The sequence below is a fragment of the Paracoccus zeaxanthinifaciens ATCC 21588 genome, assembly GCF_000420145.1.
In the GTDB taxonomy this organism is placed as follows: domain Bacteria; phylum Pseudomonadota; class Alphaproteobacteria; order Rhodobacterales; family Rhodobacteraceae; genus Paracoccus; species Paracoccus zeaxanthinifaciens.
Window position 1 is genome coordinate 35592 of sequence record NZ_ATUJ01000002.1, and the last position, 17853, is coordinate 53444.

Sequence of the window (17853 nt, forward strand, 5' to 3'; positions counted from 1 at the left end):
CCCGGCCATCGGGCGCCCCTTCCCCACAAGCAACATCGACAGGAGCGCGCTGATGGGCGACGCAGCTTCAACTTCGCCGTCGCAGGACGAGCGGATCAAGGAAATATCGGCCCTGCGCCGCGCGCTGATCCGGCCCGAACTGGGCGGCATGGTCGGCACGGTCGCGGTCTTCACCTTCTTCCTGCTGTTCGCATTCGACAGCGGCATGTTCAGCAGCCAGGGCGTGATGAACTGGGCCGTCGTCTCGGCACAGTTCATGATCATCGCGGTCGGCGCCTGCCTGCTGATGATCGCGGGCGAATTCGACCTGTCGGTCGGCTCGATGATCGGCTTCGCGGGCATGATCATCGCGATCCTGGGCGTCACGCTTGGCTGGCCGATGTGGATGGCGATCCTTGCGACCTTCGCGCTCTGCATGGCGATCGGGGCGCTGAACGGCTGGATCGTGGTGCGCACGGGCCTGCCCAGCTTCATCGTGACGCTGGCCTTCCTGTTCATCCTGCGCGGCTTCACCATCTTCCTGCCCCAGATGATCGAGCGGAAGACCATCATCGGCGGCATCCGCGACGCGGCGCAGGGTGACTGGCTGGCCGCGGCGTTCGGCGGCAAGATCCTGGGCGGGCTGTTCGTCTGGCTGGGCGACATGGGGCTGATCTCGGTGTTCGATCGCGGCACCCGCGCGGGTCAGCCGGTGGTCGACGGCATCCCCATGCTGATCGTCTGGGCGCTGGTCCTGATCGTCTTCGGCCATGTGCTGCTGACGCGCACGAAATTCGGCAACTGGATCTTCGCCGCAGGCGGCGATGCCGAGGCCGCGCGCAATTCCGGCGTGCCCGTCAACAAGGTCAAGATCCTGATGTTCATGTTCACCGCCTTCTGCGCGACGGTCTTTGCCGTCTGCCAGGTGATGGAGTTCGGATCCGCAGGCGCCGATCGCGGGCTTCTGAAGGAGTTCGAGGCCATCATCGCGGTCGTCATCGGCGGCGCGTTGCTGACGGGCGGCTACGGCTCGGTCATCGGTGCTGCGCTTGGGGCGCTGATCTTCGGCGTCGTCCAGCAGGGCCTGTTCTTCGCGGATGTCGAAAGCTCGCTGTTCCGGGTGTTCCTGGGGGTGATCCTGCTGGGCGCCGTGATCCTGAACACCAATATCCGCCGCATCATCACCGGAGAGCGCTGATCATGACCAACGGGAACGCTCCGATTATCCAGATGACCGATATCGAGAAGCATTTCGGCAGCGTGATCGCGCTGGCCGGCGTCTCGGTCGACATCTTTCCCGGCGAATGCCATTGCCTTCTGGGCGATAACGGCGCGGGCAAATCGACCTTCATCAAGACCATGTCGGGGGTCCACAAGCCGACCCACGGCCAGATCCTGTTCGAAGGCCGCCCGATGCATTTCAACGATCCGCGCGACGCCATCGCCGCGGGGATCGCCACCGTCCACCAGCATCTGGCGATGATCCCGCTGATGTCGGTCAGCCGCAACTTCTTCATGGGCAACGAGCCCGAGAAGAAGGTCGGCCCGTTCAGGTTCTTCGACCACGATTACGCCAACCGCGTGACGATGGAGGAGATGCGCAAGATGGGCATCAACCTGCGCAGCCCCGATCAGGCGGTGGGCACCCTGTCGGGCGGCGAGCGTCAGACCGTCGCCATCGCGCGCGCCGTCCATTTCGGCGCGAAGGTGCTGATCCTGGACGAGCCGACAAGCGCGCTTGGCGTACGCCAGACGGCGAATGTGCTGGCGACCATCGACAAGGTGCGCAAGCAGGGCATCGCGGTCGTGTTCATCACCCACAACGTGCGCCACGCGATGGCGGTGGGCGACCGCTTCACGGTGCTGAACCGGGGCCAGACGCTTGGCACCGCGCAGCGCGGGCAAATCACCCCCGAGGAACTGCAGGACATGATGGCGGGCGGCCAGGAACTCGCCGCGCTCGAGGGAAGCCTGGGCGGGACCGTCTGACGGCCCCCTGCCCCGAAACCAACGCGGCCCCGGCAGCGATGCCGGGGCCGCGTCGCATCTCAGTCACGGACCGCGGGCGGGCGGTCGTCATGTTCGTCGGCCAGCACGCGGTCGCGCTGCATTTCCAGCCACATCGCGTTCATCACCGCGAAGATCGCGGCCAGCGGCAGCCCCAGAAGCCAGGCGAAATACCACATCGTTGCTTTCCCTTTCCCTCAGTACAGGCTGTCGGAATTGGCGGTCACGTCGGCCTCGCCGACCTTGCCCCACAGCACGCGATAGACCCAGGCCGTATAGGCCAGGATGATCGGCATGAAGATCACCGTCGCGACCAGCATGATGAACAGCGTCAGATGCGAGGACGAGCTGTCCCAGACCGTCAGCGACGAACGCGGATGCAGCGACGACGGCAGGATGAACGGGAACATCGTCAGCCCCACGCTTGCAATGGCCCCGAAAATTCCCAGCTTGGACCAGACAAGGGTCGAGACCTCGCGGCCCGCGCGCAGGCCCGCCACGGCCAGCGACATGCCCGCCAGCGCCATCACCGGCGCCACCACGATCCAGGGCCGCGCGACATAGGCCGCAAGCCAGCTGTCCGTCCGCGCGACCTCGGAGTAGAGCGGGTTCGACGGCCCGTCGGTCACCACCTCGCCGATGATGCCGTAACCCTCGATCCCGAAGGCCAGCCACAGCCCCGCCAGGACATAGCCCGCTATGGTCACGACGCCCGTCACACCGCCGATGCGGCGGGCGCGATCGGCGACCACGCCCTCGGCCTTGAGCGACAGCCACGCCGCCCCATGCGTCACCAGCATCGCCAGCGACACCACGCCGGTCAGCAGCGCGAAGGGGTTCAGCAGCCCCAGGAACTTGCCGAAATAGCTGCCCTCGTAGCGCGAGAACAAATCGGGCGTCAGCTCGAACGGGACGCCCTGCAGCACGTTGCCGACCGCGACCCCGAAGACCAGCGCCGGCACGGCGCCCCCCGCGAACAGCGCCCAGTCCCAGCCGTTCCGCCAGGCGGGCGACGGCCGCTTGGAGCGGTACTTGAACGCGACGGGCCGCAGGATCAGCGCGCAGAGGACCGCGAACATCGCAAGGTAGAACCCCGAGAAGCTGACCGCATAGAGCGGCGGCCAGGCCGCGAAGATCGCGCCGCCGCCCAGGATGAACCAGACCTGGTTCCCCTCCGATACGGGGCCGACGGTATTGATGGCGATGCGCCGTTCGGTGTCGGTGCGCCCGACGAAGGGCAGCAGCGCGCCGACCCCCATGTCGAAGCCGTCCGTCAGCGCGAAGCCGATCAGCAGGACCCCCAGCAGAAGCCACCAGGTCACGCGCAGCACGTCATAGGATATCAGTTCGTGAAGGATCATCTTGCTCACTCCGCAGGGGTCGGAACGGGGGCGGCACCGCCGCGCAGGCGCGTCTCGTGGCGGGCCTCCCAGGCTTCGGTCTCGTCGATGTCCTGGAAGGGGCCCTTGCGGATGTATTTCAGCATCAGGCCCATCTCGACGACGAAGAGGATGGTGTAGAAGGTGACGAAGCCCGCCAGCGTCAGCAGAAGGTCCTGCACGCTCAGGTGGCTGACGGACAGCGCGGTCGGCAGCACGCCGTCCACCGTCCAGGGTTGGCGACCGTATTCGGCCACGAACCAGCCCAGCTCGGCCGCGATCCAGGGCGCGGGGATGATCGCCACCGCGACCCGCAGCGCCCACCGCGGATAGCTTTGCTGACGGAAGGACGACCGCCAGAAGAAATAGGCCATCACCCCGATGAACAGGAACCCGAGCGCGACCATGAAGCGGAAGGACCAGAACAGCGGCAGCACGCCCGGAATGGTGTCGTTGGCGGTCATCGCGATCTGTTCGGGCGTCGCGTCGCGCGGGTCGTCCATGTAACGCAGCAGCAGGAAGGCGAAGCCCAGGTTGCCCGAGTGCCGTTCGAACGTGTCGCGGATCGCGGGCGGGGTCGCATCGCGCATCTCGCGGATCGACATCAGCGCGTCATAGGCGAGGATCCCGCTCTCGATCCGGTCCTCGGCCTCGGCCACCAGGTCGTTGATGCCCGGGATCTCGGTCCCCAGGGACCGGGTGCCGATCAGCCCCATGACGAAGGGGATCTCGACCGCGTAATGGGTCTCGCGCGCCTCGATGTCGGGGATGCCGAAGGCGGTGAAGGGCGCGGGGGCCTCGTGGGTCTCCCACATGCCCTCCATCGCGGCCAGCTTCATGCGCTGCGTGTGGCTGGCGGCATAGCCGCTCTCGTCGCCCAGCACGACCACGGACAGCGACGCCGCAAGCCCGAAGGACGCCGCGACCGTGATCGAGCGCCGCGCCAGCGCGGTGTGGCGGCCCTTCAGCAGGTACCACGCGGACACGCCCAGCACGAAGACGGATGCCGTGACGTAGCCCGCCGACACGGTATGCACGAACTTGGCCTGTGCCACCTCGTTGAAGAGGACGGCGAAGAAATCGTCCATCTCCATCCGCATGGTGTCGGGGTTGAAGGACGCGCCCACCGGGTTCTGCATCCAGCCGTTCGCGATCAGGATCCACAGCGCCGAGAAGTTCGACCCGATGGCCACCAGCCACGCGACCGCCAGATGGGCCACGCGGCTCAGCTTGTCCCAGCCGAAGAAGAACAGCCCCACGAAGGTCGCCTCGAGGAAGAAGGCCATCAGCCCCTCGATCGCCAGCGGCGCCCCGAAGATGTCCCCGACATAGTGGCTGTAATAGCTCCAGTTCATGCCGAACTGGAATTCCATGGTGATGCCCGTGGCCACGCCCAGGGCAAAGTTGATCCCGAACAGCGTTCCCCAGAATTTCGTCATCTGCCGCCAGATCGGGCGGCCCGTCATGACATAGACGGTCTCCATGATCGCGACCAGGATCGACAGACCCAGTGTCAGCGGCACGAAGAGGAAATGATACATCGCCGTCATCGCGAATTGCAGGCGTGACAGCTCGACCACGTCGAGTTCCATTGCGGCAGGCTCCTTCGATGCTGTGCCGCCGGGGCGGCGCGCATCTTCTAGCAGCCCTGCCGACCGCGCGATTTGATCTGGCGCAAATCGCGCGGCGTTTCAGCGGCTTCCGGGTTGCGACAGCGCGACGCAGGCATCGAAGACGGGATGGTCCTGCCCCCGGTGCATGGCCGTCAGGATCGCGGCATCGGGCAGGAAGGCGCGGATGTTCGACAGCACGGCATCCGCGGTGTCGGGGTCCAGCCCCTCGGTCGGTTCGTCCAGCAGCAGGATCTGCGGGCGGGGCAGCAGGCTGCGCGCAAGGGCCAGCCGCTTGGCCTGCCCGCCCGAGAGGCCCGCGCCCCCCTCGGCCAGCCGCGCATCCAGCCCCCCGCGTTCGCGGATGGCGGGCGTCAGGGCCACGACATCCAGCACGGCCCACAGGGCATCGTCGTCGAAATCCCCCGCAAGGGTCAGGTTCTCGCGGATGGTGCCGCCGATCAGGGCGCTGCGCTGAGGCAGCATCACGACGCGCGCGCGCAGCGATGCCTCGTTCCACTCGCAGGGCGGCCGCCCCGCAATGCGGATGCCGTCACCCGGCAGCATGGCCGCGACGGCCAGCAGAAGCGTGCTCTTGCCCGCGCCGCTCGGGCCGGTCAGCGCAAGGGCCTGCCCGGGCCCAAGCGTGAAGGCGATATCGGGGCGGGACACCGCCAGATCGGGCCGGTCGGGCAGTTCGGGGCGCGCGTCGGGGGCAGGTCGCCCCCGGTCGGGACCGATGCGGCGGGCAGCGCCCGCAAGGCGACCGATCTCGGCAAGGCCGCGCCGCAGGGGCAGCAGCGTTTCGGCCAGGGCCAGCGCCACGAACAGACCGATCGCCGCACGGGCGGGCCCCACGTTCTCGACCAGCGCCCCGCCCGCGACCAGCGCCCCCGCGACGGCCAGCGCCACAAGGGCCGACATGACCAGCCCTGCCCGACGCTCGACCCGGTCGAGGGTCGCGGCATCGCGGCGGGCCGCATCGTCGATCTCGGTCAGCGCAGTTTCGCGGGCCGGAAGGCGACCGGCAAGGATCAGGGCCTCGCGGTCGCGGATCATGTCGATCATGCCGCGCCGCAACGCCTGCGCGCCACGCTCGGCCATGTCGGCGGGCCGCAGCGTGCGCCGCGCCAGCCAGGTCAGCACGATGACCGCACCCGGCAGCAGGACCGCCGCGACCGTCAGCGCCACCGACGGCCCGACCAGCCACCACAGCGCGGCCAGGGCCGCAAGCTGCGTGACCAGCCCCGCCGCGACGGGCAGGACCAGCCGCAGGATCAGCCCGTCCAGCGCATCCACATCCGCGATCATCCGCGTCAGGATCGTCTCTCCGCGCAGTCGGGCAAGGGCGCGGGCGTCAAGGCCCGCATGCCGCCGCAGGATCGCCACGCGCAGCGCCGCAAGCGCGTGCAGGATCGCGTCATGTGTCAGCAGCCGTTCGCCGTAACGCGCCGCCGTTCGGCCAAGCGCAAGGAACCGCACCCCCGCCGAGGGTCGGAAGACGTCGAAGGCGATGCCGATGCCCGCCAGCCCCGCCACGCCGGTCGCGGTGATGAACCACCCCGACAGCCCCAGCAGCGCGGCGCCCATCAGCAGGACGATCACCGACAGCGCAGCCCCGCGCATCATCGCGCCGGGGGCGGCGCCGATCAGCAGGCGGACAAGACGAAGCATCCGGGTCATCCCGACACCCTCGCGCGGGCGTCGGCTGCCGCGATCAGCGCGGGATCGTGGGTCGCGACCACCACCGCGCGGCCCGCCTGCGCGATGCGCCGCAGCGATGCGATGATGCGCGCGGCGGTCGCCCCGTCCAGGTCGGCGGTCGGCTCGTCGGCAAGGATCAGGTCGCCGCCCGCCATGACCGCCCGCGCCAGCATCAGCCGCCGCGCCTCGCCCCCTGATACGCCGCCGCCGCTTTCGCCCAGTCGGGTGTCCAGCCCCGCGGGCAGGCGTTCGACGATGCGGCAGGCATCGGCCATGCGCAAAGCGGGCCAAGGATCGGCCCCCGTGCCGCGCGGGTCCAGCCAGGCACGCAGCGGCAGGTCCGGGAAATGCGGGCGCTGCGGGACGAAGGCCAGCCGCGCGCGCCAGGCATCCGCCGTATCGGGCGTCAGATCGGTGCCGCAGACCGCGATCCGCCCCGCATCCAGCGGCACGAGCCCCGCGATGGCCGCAAGCGTCGTGCTCTTGCCCGCGCCGCTTGGGCCGGTGACCGCGACGATCCCGCCGACCGCGACCTCCAGATCGGGCAGGCGGACGCGACGTCCGGGCAGCGCGGCCACGGCACCGGACAGCCGCAGCGCAAAGGCCCCCGGCAGCGGCACGGCATCCCGGCCATCGCCGATCATCGAGACACGCTCGGCCGCGTCCAGCGCCTCCAGCTCCTCGACGACGGCAAAGCCCGCGGCGCGGTCGTGCCAGGCCGCCGAAAGATCGCGCAGGGGCTGGAAGAACTCGGGGGCGATCAGCAGCAGGAACAGCCCCTCGGCCAGGGTCAGGGGCGTGCCCCAGCTGCCGAAGCCGATCTCTCCCAGCAGGGTGAAGCCCACGAAGACCGCGACCATCGCCACCCCCAGGGCCGAGAACAGCTCGAGCACGGTAGAGGAGAGGAATGCGATCCGAAGCACCGCCATGGTCCGCTGGCGCAAACCCTCGGCGCGGTCGGCAAAGCCCGTCGCCGCGCGTTCGGTCGCGCCCAGAAGGCGGATGTCGGACAGCGCGGCCAGCTGGTCCATCAGCATCTCGTTCATGGTGCCGATCTCGGACATCTGGCGGCGAGATGCCTGCTCGGCGGCCATTCCGACCAGCGCCATGAACAGCGGGATCAGCGGCCCCGCGACCAGCAGCGTCAGGCCCACGACCCATGACAGGCAGAAGGCAAGCACCAGAAGCACGGGCGGCAACACCGAGACCCGCGTCATCGCGACGTGATAGCGCGTGATCCAGGGCTGCAGCAGCGGCAGCTTCTGGACCGCCAGCGAGGCGATGGCGGCCGAGCCTGCGCCGGTGACTGCGCGGGCCTCGCGCCCGATCAGCGCGCGGCGTTCGCGGGCGACGGTCGCATCGGCGGCACGGAACAGAAGCGCACCGGCACGGTGATCCAGGGCCGCGCGCAGGATGCCCCCCGCCGCGATGATCCCGGCGGCGGTCAGCGTCCGTGCCGCGTCGGCATCACCCCCGACCCAACCGGCAACGGCCCATGCGATCGCCGCCGCCTGCACCGGCCAGACCAGCCCCGCCGCGACCGACAGCATGCCCGCGCGCCGCAGCAGGCCATCGACCGGCGCGATGATCCGGTCCCGCGCCATCGCGCGCGGTGACCGCATTCCTGCCGCTTTGCGCATATCGTTCACCATTCGCCGCCCTTACGATGCCGATCGCTACTCTACCGTAGGCGAGCTGTCGACAATGCGGCAAATGGCCATGGGAAGTGTCAGGGGCACCAATTGCGCCACCTACCGGTCAAGTCACTCGACTCAGGCGTCTTCGCGGATGAAGCGGGCGGCCTTCTCGGCGATCATCAGGGTGGGGGCGTTCGTGTTGCCGCTGGTGATGCGGGGCATGATGCTGGCATCGACCACGCGCAGGCCCTTGATGCCGCGGACGCGCAGCCGGGAATCCACGACGGCGTCCGGATCGTCGGCGCGGCCCATCTTCGCGGTGCCGACGGGGTGGAAGATCGTCGTCGCGATGTCGCCCGCCACCCGTGCCAGATCCTCGTCGGTGGAAAACTGCGGGCCGGGCTTCCATTCCTCGGGCCGGTATTTTGCGAAGGCGGGCTGGGACACGACCTTGCGGACCTGGCGCAGGCTCTGGGCCGCGACCAGCCGATCCTCGTCGGTCGACAGATAGCCGGGCGCGATCAGCGGCGCATCGCCCGCGCGGCCCGACCGCAGACGGACATGGCCGCGACTGGTCGGGTTCAGGTTGCACACGCTGGCCGTGATCGCGGGGAAAGGATGCAGCCCCTCGCCAAAGGCTTCGAGGCTGAGCGGCTGGACATGGTACTGGATGTTCGCATGCGCGCGGGCCGGGTCCGAGCGGGTGAACGCGCCCAGCTGGCTGGGGGCCATGCTCATGGGACCGGACCGCCGCAGCATGTATTCCAGCCCGATCCGCATCTTGCCCAACCCGTTTCCGGCAAGCGTGTTCAGCGTCTTCGCGCCCGTGACCTTGTAGACGGCGCGGATCTGCAGATGATCCTGCAGGTTGGCCCCGACGCCCGGCAGGTCCGCCGCGACCTCGATCCCGTGATCGCGCAGATGCTCCGCCGGACCGATCCCCGAGAGCTGCAGGATCTGGGGCGAATTGATCGCGCCCGCCGACAGGATCACCTCGGACCGGGCATGGACGGTCAGCGTCTCGGGACCCCGCCGCACTGTCGCGCCGGTGCAGCGCCTGGCACCGTCGGGGCCGGTCTCGATCCGCAGATGCTGGACCGTGGCCTCGGTCCAGACGGTCAGGTTCGGGCGGCGGCGCGCGGGTTTAAGGAACGCCTTGGCGGTGTTCCAGCGCCAGCCGGACCGCTGGTTCACCTCGAAATAGCCGACGCCCGCATTGTCGCCGGTGTTGAAATCCTCGTTTCGCTCGAAGCCCGCCTGGACCATGGCTTGGGTGAAATCCTCCAGCACGTCCCACCGCAGGCGCTGCTTCTCGATCCGCCATTCGCCGCCATGCCCGTGCATGTCCGAAAACCGGCTGTTGCTGCCCGTCGCGGGATCCGCCCCGCCATCCAGCCGGTAATGGTCTTCGTGCGCCTTGAAATCGGGCAGGCTGTTTTCCCACGACCAGTCGTCATCGCCCGTCAGCGCGGCCCAGCCGTCATAGTCGCGCGCCTGCCCGCGCATGTAGATCATGCCGTTGATCGACGAACAGCCGCCAAGCGTCTTGCCCCGGGGATAGCGCAGCGTGCGCCCGTTCAGCCCCTTGTCCGGTTCGGTATGATACAGCCAGTCGGTGCGCGGATTGCCGATGCAATACAGGTATCCGACCGGAATGTGGATCCAGGCATAGTTGTCGCGCTTGCCCGCCTCCAGCAGCAGGACGCGTTTCTCGGGGTCCGCGCTGAGCCGGTTCGCCAGCAGGCACCCCGCCGATCCGGCCCCGATCACGATATAGTCGAACCGGTCTTCCGGCATGGCAGCTCCTCCCTCGGTCCCCTTGCGCGGGGGCGATCCCTCGGGACCAGATCTAGCGGGGTGCGGGGGCAGAAGGCTAATGACTAATCGCGCGGGGCGATATAAATCCTGCTGATATGAGACCGAGGGTGGACCTGAAGATCCTGACGGCCTTCGTCACCGTCGCGCGCGAGGGCAGCGTCTCGCGTGCGGCCGAGGCGCTGTGCCTGACGCAGCCGGCCGTCAGCCTGCAATTGCGGCGGCTGGCCAGGGAAACCGGGCTGGAGCTGTTCACCCGCAGCCCGCACGGGCTGGACCTGACGCCCGATGGGGAGGCCCTTCTGCTGAAGGCGCAGCGCGTCTGCGCCCAGATGGACGAATTCGAGCTGCATGCGCGGCAGCTTACCCGGTCCGTTCGGGGCACGCTGCGCATCGGCACCATCATCGATCCGGAATTCATCCGGCTTGGCGATTTCCTGCAAGGGCTGGTCGGACAGGCCCCCGAGCTGCGCCCCGAGCTGACCCATGGCACAAGCGGGGACATCCTGCGCCGGATCGCCCGCGACCAGCTGGACGTGGGCTATTTCCTGGGCGAGGCTGCGGATCTTGCCGCGCTGATCGACGATCCCGCGCAGGACCTGGCCTTTCGCAGGCTGACCGACCTCAGCTATCGCGTGGTGGCCCCGCGCGGGTGGGAGGGGCGGCTGCGCGGGCTGGACTGGGCGGGGCTTGCCGCGCTGCCCTGGATCGGGACGCCCGTGGAATCGGTGCATTCGCGGCTGCTGTCCGGTGTCCTCGGGCCGCTGGACCTGCAGCAGAACATCGTGACGCTGGCGGATCAGGAAAACTCGATGCTGGAACTGGTGCGCGCGGGGATCGGGCTGTGCCTGTGCCGCGAGGCCGTGGCGCTGCACGAAAGCCACGCGCATGGCCTGGCGATCGTGCCCGACCTGCATCTTCGTACGGCGCTGCATTTCGTGACCCCCGGCGCCCGCGCGACCGACCCGCGCATCGCGCTGGCGGGCGACACCATCGCCCGCATCTGGCAGGACCGCTGAGCGCGGGCCGCATTGCAAAGCGCCGCCCGATGCGCGACGCTTGGCGAAACGCCAAGGGGGGATCGCGATGAACGGCACAGGCCATGTCATGCCCGCGCGGGTGGGTTCGCTGCTGCTGGCGCTGACGCTGCTGACCGGTCCCGCGCTGGCCGACCCGGTCACGATCGAGGATGTCCGCGCCAGCGAGGGCGCGAATGGCTGGCGCTTCGACGTCACGCTGCGCCACCCCGATACCGGGTGGGACCATTATGCCGATGGCTGGCAGGTGCTTGCGCCGGACGGCTCGGTCCTCGGGACGCGGGAGCTGGCGCATCCGCATGTGGACGAACAACCCTTCACGCGCAGCCTGTCGGGGATCGCCGTCCCGCAGGACGCGGACCATGTGCTGATCCGCGCGCGCTGCCTTGTGGACGGCTGGAACGAGGGCACGGTCCGGTTCGACCTGCCGGGGCGCTGAGGCACAGGCTCAGCGACGGCGGGCGAGGTAGTCGAAGGTGATCGCGGCGACGATGCCATAGAGCACATGCCCCACCAGCGCGACCCAGGTGATGCCCGTGAAGCCCAGGAAGAACTTCAGCCCCGCGACCGAGGTGATCCCGCCGATCGCGAAGATCCACAGCCCGAACCCGTAGATGGCCGAGGACAGCAGCATCGGCATGCCCGGCGCGAATTTCTGCTGCAGCGGGCGGAAGATGTACAGCCACCCCACCGGATAGGCGATCAGCCCCACGAGGAACAGGTGCATGAAATTGCCCGCCCATGCGGCATTCGGCAGCCCGAACGTGCCCAGAAGCGACCGCGCCAGCCCCACCGGTGCAAGGTTCGCAAAGCCCAGCATCGGGCTGATCGCCTGCCCCCACAGGTCGAAGGCGACGGTGGCGACAGATCCCGCGATGACCATCGCGGTCACGGTATCGGCATTCAGGGGCGGGGTGTTGGTGCGGGTCTGGGTCATTCTTTCTCTCCGTTCTCTGTTGGTCGTTTGTTGTTGTTCCAATTCCGTCCGAACTGCTGGAAAGTTACCAAGGCAGGCGCGCGATCACGCGCTTGTTACCTCGTCCGTGAAAGAGAACCGGGTTCCGCGACGAATGGAAGAGGCGAGGACAAGCTTGGACAGGAAAGTGGACGATCTGATGACGGATACGAGGCAGATGACGGCGGCGGACATCCTTGCGCAGCGGCTGTACCGGGCGGGGGTGCGCTTCGCCTTCGGCATGCCGGGCGGAGAGGTGCTGGCCCTGATCGACGCGCTGGCCCGCGCGGGGATCGAATTCGTGCTGTCGAAACACGAAAACGCCGCGGGCTTCATGGCCGAAGGGGTCTTTCACCGCACCGGCGCGCCCGCGCTTCTGGTCACGACCGTCGGGCCGGGCGCCCTGAACGCCGTCAATGTGGTCGAGAACGCGCGACAGGACCGCGTGCCGATGATCGTGCTGTCGGGCGCGATCGACCCGTCCGAGGCCGCGACCTATACCCACCAGGTGCTGGACCAGCGCGAGGTGTTCCGCCCCGTCACCAAAGCCAGCTTCACTTTCGACGCAGGCGCGGCGGCGGCGATTGCCGACAAGGCTGTCGCCATCGCGACCGAAGGCCGCCCCGGTCCGGTCCATATCGACGTCCCGATCTCGGTCGCCTCGGCGCCCGTGGCCGCCCGTCCCGCCTTCGACCGCAGGGATGCGGCGCCCCTGCAACCCGCCGAGGGGGGCGATCTGGCGCAGGCGCGGCGATGGCTGGCGGCGGCGGAACGTCCCGTGATCGTCATGGGGCTGGACGCCATGAACCAAAATGCCGGTGCCGCGATCCGCGATTTCGCCGAAAGCTTCGGCGCACCCGTCATCTCGACCTACAAGGCCAAGGGTCTCATCCCCGAAGATCACCCCCTGTCGCTTGGCGCGGCAGGCCTGTCGCCCAAGGCCGACCGGCTGCTGCTGCCCCTGCTGGCCGAGGCCGACCTGATCATCTGCGCGGGCTATGACCCGATCGAGATGCGCGTGGGCTGGCGCGACCCGTGGGACGCCGCGACCGTGCCCGTCATCGACATCACCGCCGCGCCGAACCACCACTACATGCACCAGGCGGGCGTGAACTTCGTCGCCGATTGCGGGGCCACGCTGGCCACGCTGGCGCTTGGGGTGACGCCCCGCGCCGCATGGGGCGACCGCATCGCCCGGCTGAAATCCGAACTGGCCGCGGCCTTTCCGCGCGACGAGGACTGGGGCCCCGCCGCCGTCATCGACACCTGCATGACCGCCCTGCCCGAAGGCACGCTGGCCACCGCCGACAGCGGCGCGCATCGCATCCTTCTGTCGCAGATGTGGCGCTGCACCGAGCCGCGCGGCCTGATGCAATCCTCGGGGCTGTGCACGATGGGCTGCGCGGTGCCGCTGGCCATCGGCGCGGCGCTGGCCGCGCCCGAACGCCACGTGGTGTCGTTTTCCGGGGATGCGGGGTTCCTGATGGTCGCGGGCGAACTTGCCACGGCGGCGGAACTGCGCACGCCCGCGATCTTCGTCGTTTTCGTCGATGCCAGCCTTGCGCTGATCGACCTGAAGCAGCGCCAGATGGGGCTGTCCTCGAACGGGGTCGATTTCGAGGGGCCGGATATCGCGGCCATCGGGCGTGCCTTCGGCGGCGCGGGGCATACCGTGCGCAATCGCGCCGAACTGCAGGACGCGTTGCAGGCCGCAATGGCCGAGACCCGCTTTACCGTCATCGCGGCGGTGATCGACCGCAAATCCTATGACGGGCGGCTGTGACATGACCAACGACAAGACGCCGATGGCGCTGGAGGGGCTGGTCGTCCTGGACCTGTCGCGCATCCTGGCCGGACCGACCGCGACGCAGCTCCTGGGCGATCTGGGCGCGACCGTCATCAAGATCGAGAACCCGCGCAGCGGCGGTGACGACACGCGCGGCTGGGGACCGCCCTATGCGACGCTAAAGGATGGCAGCACGGGCGATCTCAGCGCGTATTTCATGGCCGCGAACCGCAACAAGCAATCGGTCGCTGCCGATCTGGGCTCCGAGGCGGGGCGCGATCTGGTTGCCGCGCTGGCCGCCCGTGCCGATGTGGTGATCGAGAATTACAAGCCCGGCGGGCTGGTCAAGTACGGGCTGGATCACGACACGCTGCTGAAGCGGCATCCGGGGCTTGTCTACTGCTCGATCTCGGGGTTCGGGCAGACGGGGCCGAACCGTGACAAGCCCGGCTACGACCTGATGGCGCAGGGCTATGGCGGCATCATGAGCCTGACCGGCGCCCCCGAAGGCCCGCCGATGAAGGTGGGCGTCGGCATCGCGGACGTGATGTGCGGGATGTATGCCACCATCGGCATCCTTGCCGCGCTGCGCCACCGCGACCGCACCGGCGAGGGGCAGCATATCGACCTTGCGCTGGTCGATGCGCAGATGGCCTGGCTGATCAACGAGGGCACGAATTTCCTGACCTCGGGGCAGCTGCCGCAGCGACGCGGCAATGCCCATCCGAACATCGTGCCCTATGACGTGTTCCAGGCAGCGGACGGGCATGTGATCGTCGCGGTCGGCAATGACGCGCAGTTCGCGCGGTTCTGCGACGTGTTCGGCGCCGCGCATCTGGCGGCCGACCCGGATTATGCGACGAACCCTGCGCGGCTGGCGAACCGAGACGCGCTGATACCGCAACTGCGCCCGCTGCTGACCGCCCATCCGGTCGCCTGGATCGTCCAGCGGCTGGAGGCCGTGAAGGTCCCCGTCGGGCCGATCAACGATCTGGATCAGGCGCTGAATTCGGAACAGGCGCAGGCCCGGCAGATGACCGTCGCGATGGACGCCCCCGAGACGGAAACGGGTCAGGTGCGGCTGCTGGGCAATCCGCTGAAATTGTCGCGCACGCCGGTCACCTATCGCAGCGCACCGCCGCGTTTCGGGGCCGATACCGACCGCATCAGGCGGGATCTGGGGCTGGACGGCGACTAGGCCGTCCAGCGATACAGCCAGACCTCGGACAGGGGGCGGTCGGGGGCGCGCAGCTGGACGCGCAGTTCGGCCAGGGTCGCGGCACCGGGGGTGAAGGTGACAGCAAGGCGCGCGCCCCCGGTATCGGGGTTGCGCTGCAGCACGCCGCCGCTGACCTGCCCCGCGCTGCTGCGGGTCATGAACTCGACCGTCGACAGATCGCCCTCCAGATCGGGATGCGGCGCGAAATCGACCGTGATGATCCAGTCCTGCGTCTGCATGTGGCGGCCCATCCGCGTATTCGTAACCTGCGCCAGCCCGCGCGGGGGCGCCGGATCATTGCCCCATGACAGGCGGTATCCGAAACGATGCTCAGCACCGGGCAGGACCGGTTCGGACGGGCGCCAATAAGCGACGATATTGTCGAAGATCTCCCGATCGGCGGGAATCTCGACCAGCGTGACGGCCCCGCGCCCCCAATCGGCATCGGGCGTGACCCACAGGCTGGGACGGCGATGGTACAGCGCCTCGAGATCGGCGAAATCGCTGAAGCCCCGCGCCCGCTGCATCAGGCCGAAGCCCTGCGGACCGTCATCGACGAAGGCCGAGATCTGCAGCTGTCGCGGATTGGACAGGGGCCGCCAGATCGTCTCGCCCGCGCCGTTATGGATCAGCAGCCCGTCGCTGTCATGGACGGCGGGCCGGAAATCCGAGAACCGGTCGCGGATGGTCTCGTCGAACAGGAACATCGAGGTCAGCGGCCCCAGACCGACATGCGACAGGGGCTGGCGCGCGAACAGATGCGCGGTAACGTCCATCTCCAGAACCGCGCCGGGGCGGATGCGGAAACTGTAGAGGCCGGTCGCGCGCGGGCTGTCCAGCAACGCGTGGATGACGGTTTCGCGCGCGCCGTTCGCCGGACGTTCGATCCAGAAATCGGTGAATTCGGGGAACTCTTCGCCGCCTGGTTCGGCGGTGTCGATGGCAAGGCCACGGGCCGACAGGCCATAGATCTGCCCCGTGCCGATCCCCCGGAAATAGCTGGCGCCCTGGAATACGGCGAATTCCTGGAAGATGCCGGGCTTCTCGATCTCGGCGCGCAGGCGCAGCCCGGAATAGCCGAGCGTGTCGTCCACAGGCAGATCGGGAAAGCGGTCGGTCGTGTCGAAGACGCCCAGATCGAACAGGACGGGACGGGTCTTCCCATCCTCGACCACCGAGATGCCGACCGGACGGCGATAGAACAGCCCCGGCGGGAACAGGTCCACCTGCAGCGGGGCCTGCCCGCCGCGCCACAGCGCGTTGCGCCCGTCGAACCAGATCATCCGGTACTGGTCATAGCTGATCTCGTGCCATGCCTGCGGGATCTGCGGGCGCGGGCGATGAGGGGCGCCGGCCATGCGGCGCGCGCGGTCGATCAGGCCCTCGACCGTGAAGGGCTGGGCATCGCCAAGGGTCAGGCCCGGTTCCTCGGCCCATGTCGCGCGGGGGGCAAGGGCTGCGGCCATCAGACCGGCAAGGACGGAGCGACGCTGCATCGGCTCAGGCCCTTTTGCGCCAGGGGTGGGATTTGAACCAGCCCGCGACATAGGCCACCGTGACCAGCAGCGCCGCGCCCGTCAGGTTGACCCAGAACATCGTCCAGTTGCTGCGACCGGCCTGATCCAGCGCCACGCCCATCAGCCGCGCCATGAACATCGAGGCGATGAACACCGCCAGCGACTGTTGCCCGACCTTCATGATCATCGCAAGGCAGGCACGCCAGATGCGGGTGACGGCCCCCTGCCCACCCGGCGGAAGCAGGCGGTGCCCGGCCTCGCCCGCCGCGATCCAGGCCAGATAGGCGACGGCCAGGAAATGGACATAGCGCAGGATGCCGAAATCGCTCTTCTGGATCAGGAAACGCCAGTCGGACCGCCATGCGCCGATCTCGGGGATGGCGTTGATGATGCGGAAATAGGCGAAGGGCACGGTCAGCAGCACCACCGCCGCCGCGATCACCGCCAGTCGCCAATCGACCGGCGGCTTCGGGATCCAGCCCGCCGAGAAGGCGAAGCCGGTAAAGAAGATCAGCTGCCAGCCAAGCGGGTTGAAGAACCACTGGCGGTCCGACCACGGCTCGGCCGGGAAGTTCACGTCGCCGATATTCGCGGTCAGCCACAGCCCCGCGACCAGCGCCAGCGCCAGCAGCCGCGAAATGCCCGCCAGCCAGATCATCACCGGCATCAGCGCCAGCAGCACCAGGTACATCGGCAGGATGTCGAAATAGTTCGGGACATAGAACAGCCCCATCAGCGCGGGCAGATTCGTCAACGGATCATTGAAGAACGGATGCAGGTTCAGCGACCCGACATAGTCCTTCTCGAAGCTGCCCAGCCCGTTCAGCATCGCCATGGTCGCGGCGATCGCCATGAACAGCCCGATATGCGCCCAGTAGACCTGCCAGATGCGGAAGCCCACCCGCGCCGTCCCAAGCGCCATGCCCCGCTGTTCGAACAGCTTGCCGAAGGCGATGGCCGAGGCCGCGCCCGAACAGAAGACGAAAGCCTCGGTCGCGTCGGAAAAGCCGAACCGCGCCGGGATCCACAGCGTCAGCCAGTTCGACGGCACATGCGCGATCAGGATGATGAACATGTTGATCCCGCGAAAGAAATCCAGTCGTGGATCGCGCACGCGCGCAGCAGGGGCCGAGACGGTCGCGGCGGGGGCGCGACCGGCATCGGAAATGTTTTGGACCATGGTCATGCGGGTCGGTGCTCTTTCAGTC

General features: G+C 68.4%; 15 protein-coding genes. 6 read left to right on the forward strand and 9 right to left on the reverse strand.

Features of this window, described 5'->3' with window-relative positions; translation table 11 throughout:
- Positions 1-52 precede the first annotated feature (52 nt).
- On the forward strand, positions 53-1177 hold the full coding sequence (locus F804_RS0102050) for an ABC transporter permease (protein WP_022706078.1): 1125 nt from the start codon (positions 53-55) through the stop codon (positions 1175-1177).
- Positions 1178-1179: 2 nt separating this feature from the next.
- Complete coding sequence (locus F804_RS0102055) at positions 1180-1968, forward strand: ATP-binding cassette domain-containing protein (RefSeq protein ID WP_022706079.1); 789 nt, start codon at positions 1180-1182, stop codon at positions 1966-1968.
- A 59-nt stretch (positions 1969-2027) separates the two neighbouring features.
- Here the strand turns inward: F804_RS0102055 and cydX are convergent, their stop codons facing one another.
- The 6 genes from cydX to F804_RS0102085 form a co-directional block, all read right to left on the reverse strand.
- A complete protein-coding gene (gene cydX, locus F804_RS15355) occupies positions 2028-2165 on the reverse strand; it encodes a cytochrome bd-I oxidase subunit CydX (protein WP_022706080.1) in 138 nt (45 codons plus the stop codon).
- An 18-nt stretch (positions 2166-2183) separates the two neighbouring features.
- Positions 2184-3347 (reverse strand): cytochrome d ubiquinol oxidase subunit II, encoded by a 1164-nt coding sequence (cydB, locus tag F804_RS0102065; RefSeq protein ID WP_022706081.1) that lies wholly within the window; start codon positions 3345-3347, stop codon positions 2184-2186.
- Between the two features lie 5 nt (positions 3348-3352).
- Positions 3353-4957 (reverse strand): cytochrome ubiquinol oxidase subunit I, encoded by a 1605-nt coding sequence (locus tag F804_RS0102070; RefSeq protein ID WP_022706082.1) that lies wholly within the window; start codon positions 4955-4957, stop codon positions 3353-3355.
- A 99-nt stretch (positions 4958-5056) separates the two neighbouring features.
- Positions 5057-6649, reverse strand: coding sequence for an amino acid ABC transporter ATP-binding/permease protein (locus F804_RS0102075; RefSeq protein WP_245540295.1), 1593 nt, complete (start codon positions 6647-6649; stop codon positions 5057-5059).
- A 5-nt stretch (positions 6650-6654) separates the two neighbouring features.
- On the reverse strand, positions 6655-8301 hold the full coding sequence (locus F804_RS0102080) for an ABC transporter ATP-binding protein/permease (RefSeq protein WP_040595598.1): 1647 nt from the start codon (positions 8299-8301) through the stop codon (positions 6655-6657).
- A 150-nt stretch (positions 8302-8451) separates the two neighbouring features.
- Positions 8452-10113: a GMC family oxidoreductase gene (locus F804_RS0102085; protein WP_022706085.1), complete on the reverse strand. Its 1662-nt coding sequence runs from the start codon at positions 10111-10113 to the stop codon at positions 8452-8454.
- 116 nt (positions 10114-10229) lie between these two features.
- Here F804_RS0102085 and F804_RS0102090 point away from each other — a divergent pair, with 116 nt between their 5' ends.
- The gene (locus F804_RS0102090; protein ID WP_028725513.1) at positions 10230-11150 is read left to right on the forward strand and encodes a LysR family transcriptional regulator; all 921 of its coding nucleotides are present in this window, start codon (positions 10230-10232) and stop codon (positions 11148-11150) included.
- An 88-nt stretch (positions 11151-11238) separates the two neighbouring features.
- Positions 11239-11607 (forward strand): hypothetical protein, encoded by a 369-nt coding sequence (locus F804_RS0102095; protein ID WP_040595600.1) that lies wholly within the window; start codon positions 11239-11241, stop codon positions 11605-11607.
- A gap of 9 nt (positions 11608-11616) precedes the next feature.
- Here the strand turns inward: F804_RS0102095 and F804_RS15360 are convergent, their stop codons facing one another.
- A complete protein-coding gene (locus F804_RS15360; protein ID WP_022706088.1) occupies positions 11617-12105 on the reverse strand; it encodes a DUF6789 family protein in 489 nt (162 codons plus the stop codon).
- 178 nt (positions 12106-12283) lie between these two features.
- Here F804_RS15360 and F804_RS0102105 point away from each other — a divergent pair, with 178 nt between their 5' ends.
- Together F804_RS0102105 and F804_RS0102110 are read left to right on the forward strand one after the other, a co-directional pair.
- Positions 12284-13906: a thiamine pyrophosphate-binding protein gene (locus F804_RS0102105; RefSeq protein WP_028725515.1), complete on the forward strand. Its 1623-nt coding sequence runs from the start codon at positions 12284-12286 to the stop codon at positions 13904-13906.
- A 1-nt stretch (position 13907) separates the two neighbouring features.
- Positions 13908-15107, forward strand: coding sequence for a CaiB/BaiF CoA transferase family protein (locus F804_RS0102110; RefSeq protein ID WP_022706090.1), 1200 nt, complete (start codon positions 13908-13910; stop codon positions 15105-15107).
- On the opposite strand, the gene F804_RS0102115 is transcribed toward F804_RS0102110, so the two are convergent.
- Positions 15104-16624 carry an OpgD/OpgG family glucan biosynthesis protein gene (locus tag F804_RS0102115; RefSeq protein WP_022706091.1) on the reverse strand — a complete coding sequence of 507 codons (1521 nt, stop codon included), beginning with the start codon at positions 16622-16624 and terminating at the stop codon, positions 15104-15106. The two genes, F804_RS0102110 and F804_RS0102115, sit on opposite strands and share 4 nt — an antisense overlap.
- 4 nt (positions 16625-16628) lie before the next feature.
- Positions 16629-17831, reverse strand: a complete 1203-nt coding sequence (locus tag F804_RS0102120) for an OpgC family protein (RefSeq protein ID WP_022706092.1) — start codon at positions 17829-17831, stop codon at positions 16629-16631.
- Positions 17832-17853: the final 22 nt, after the last annotated feature.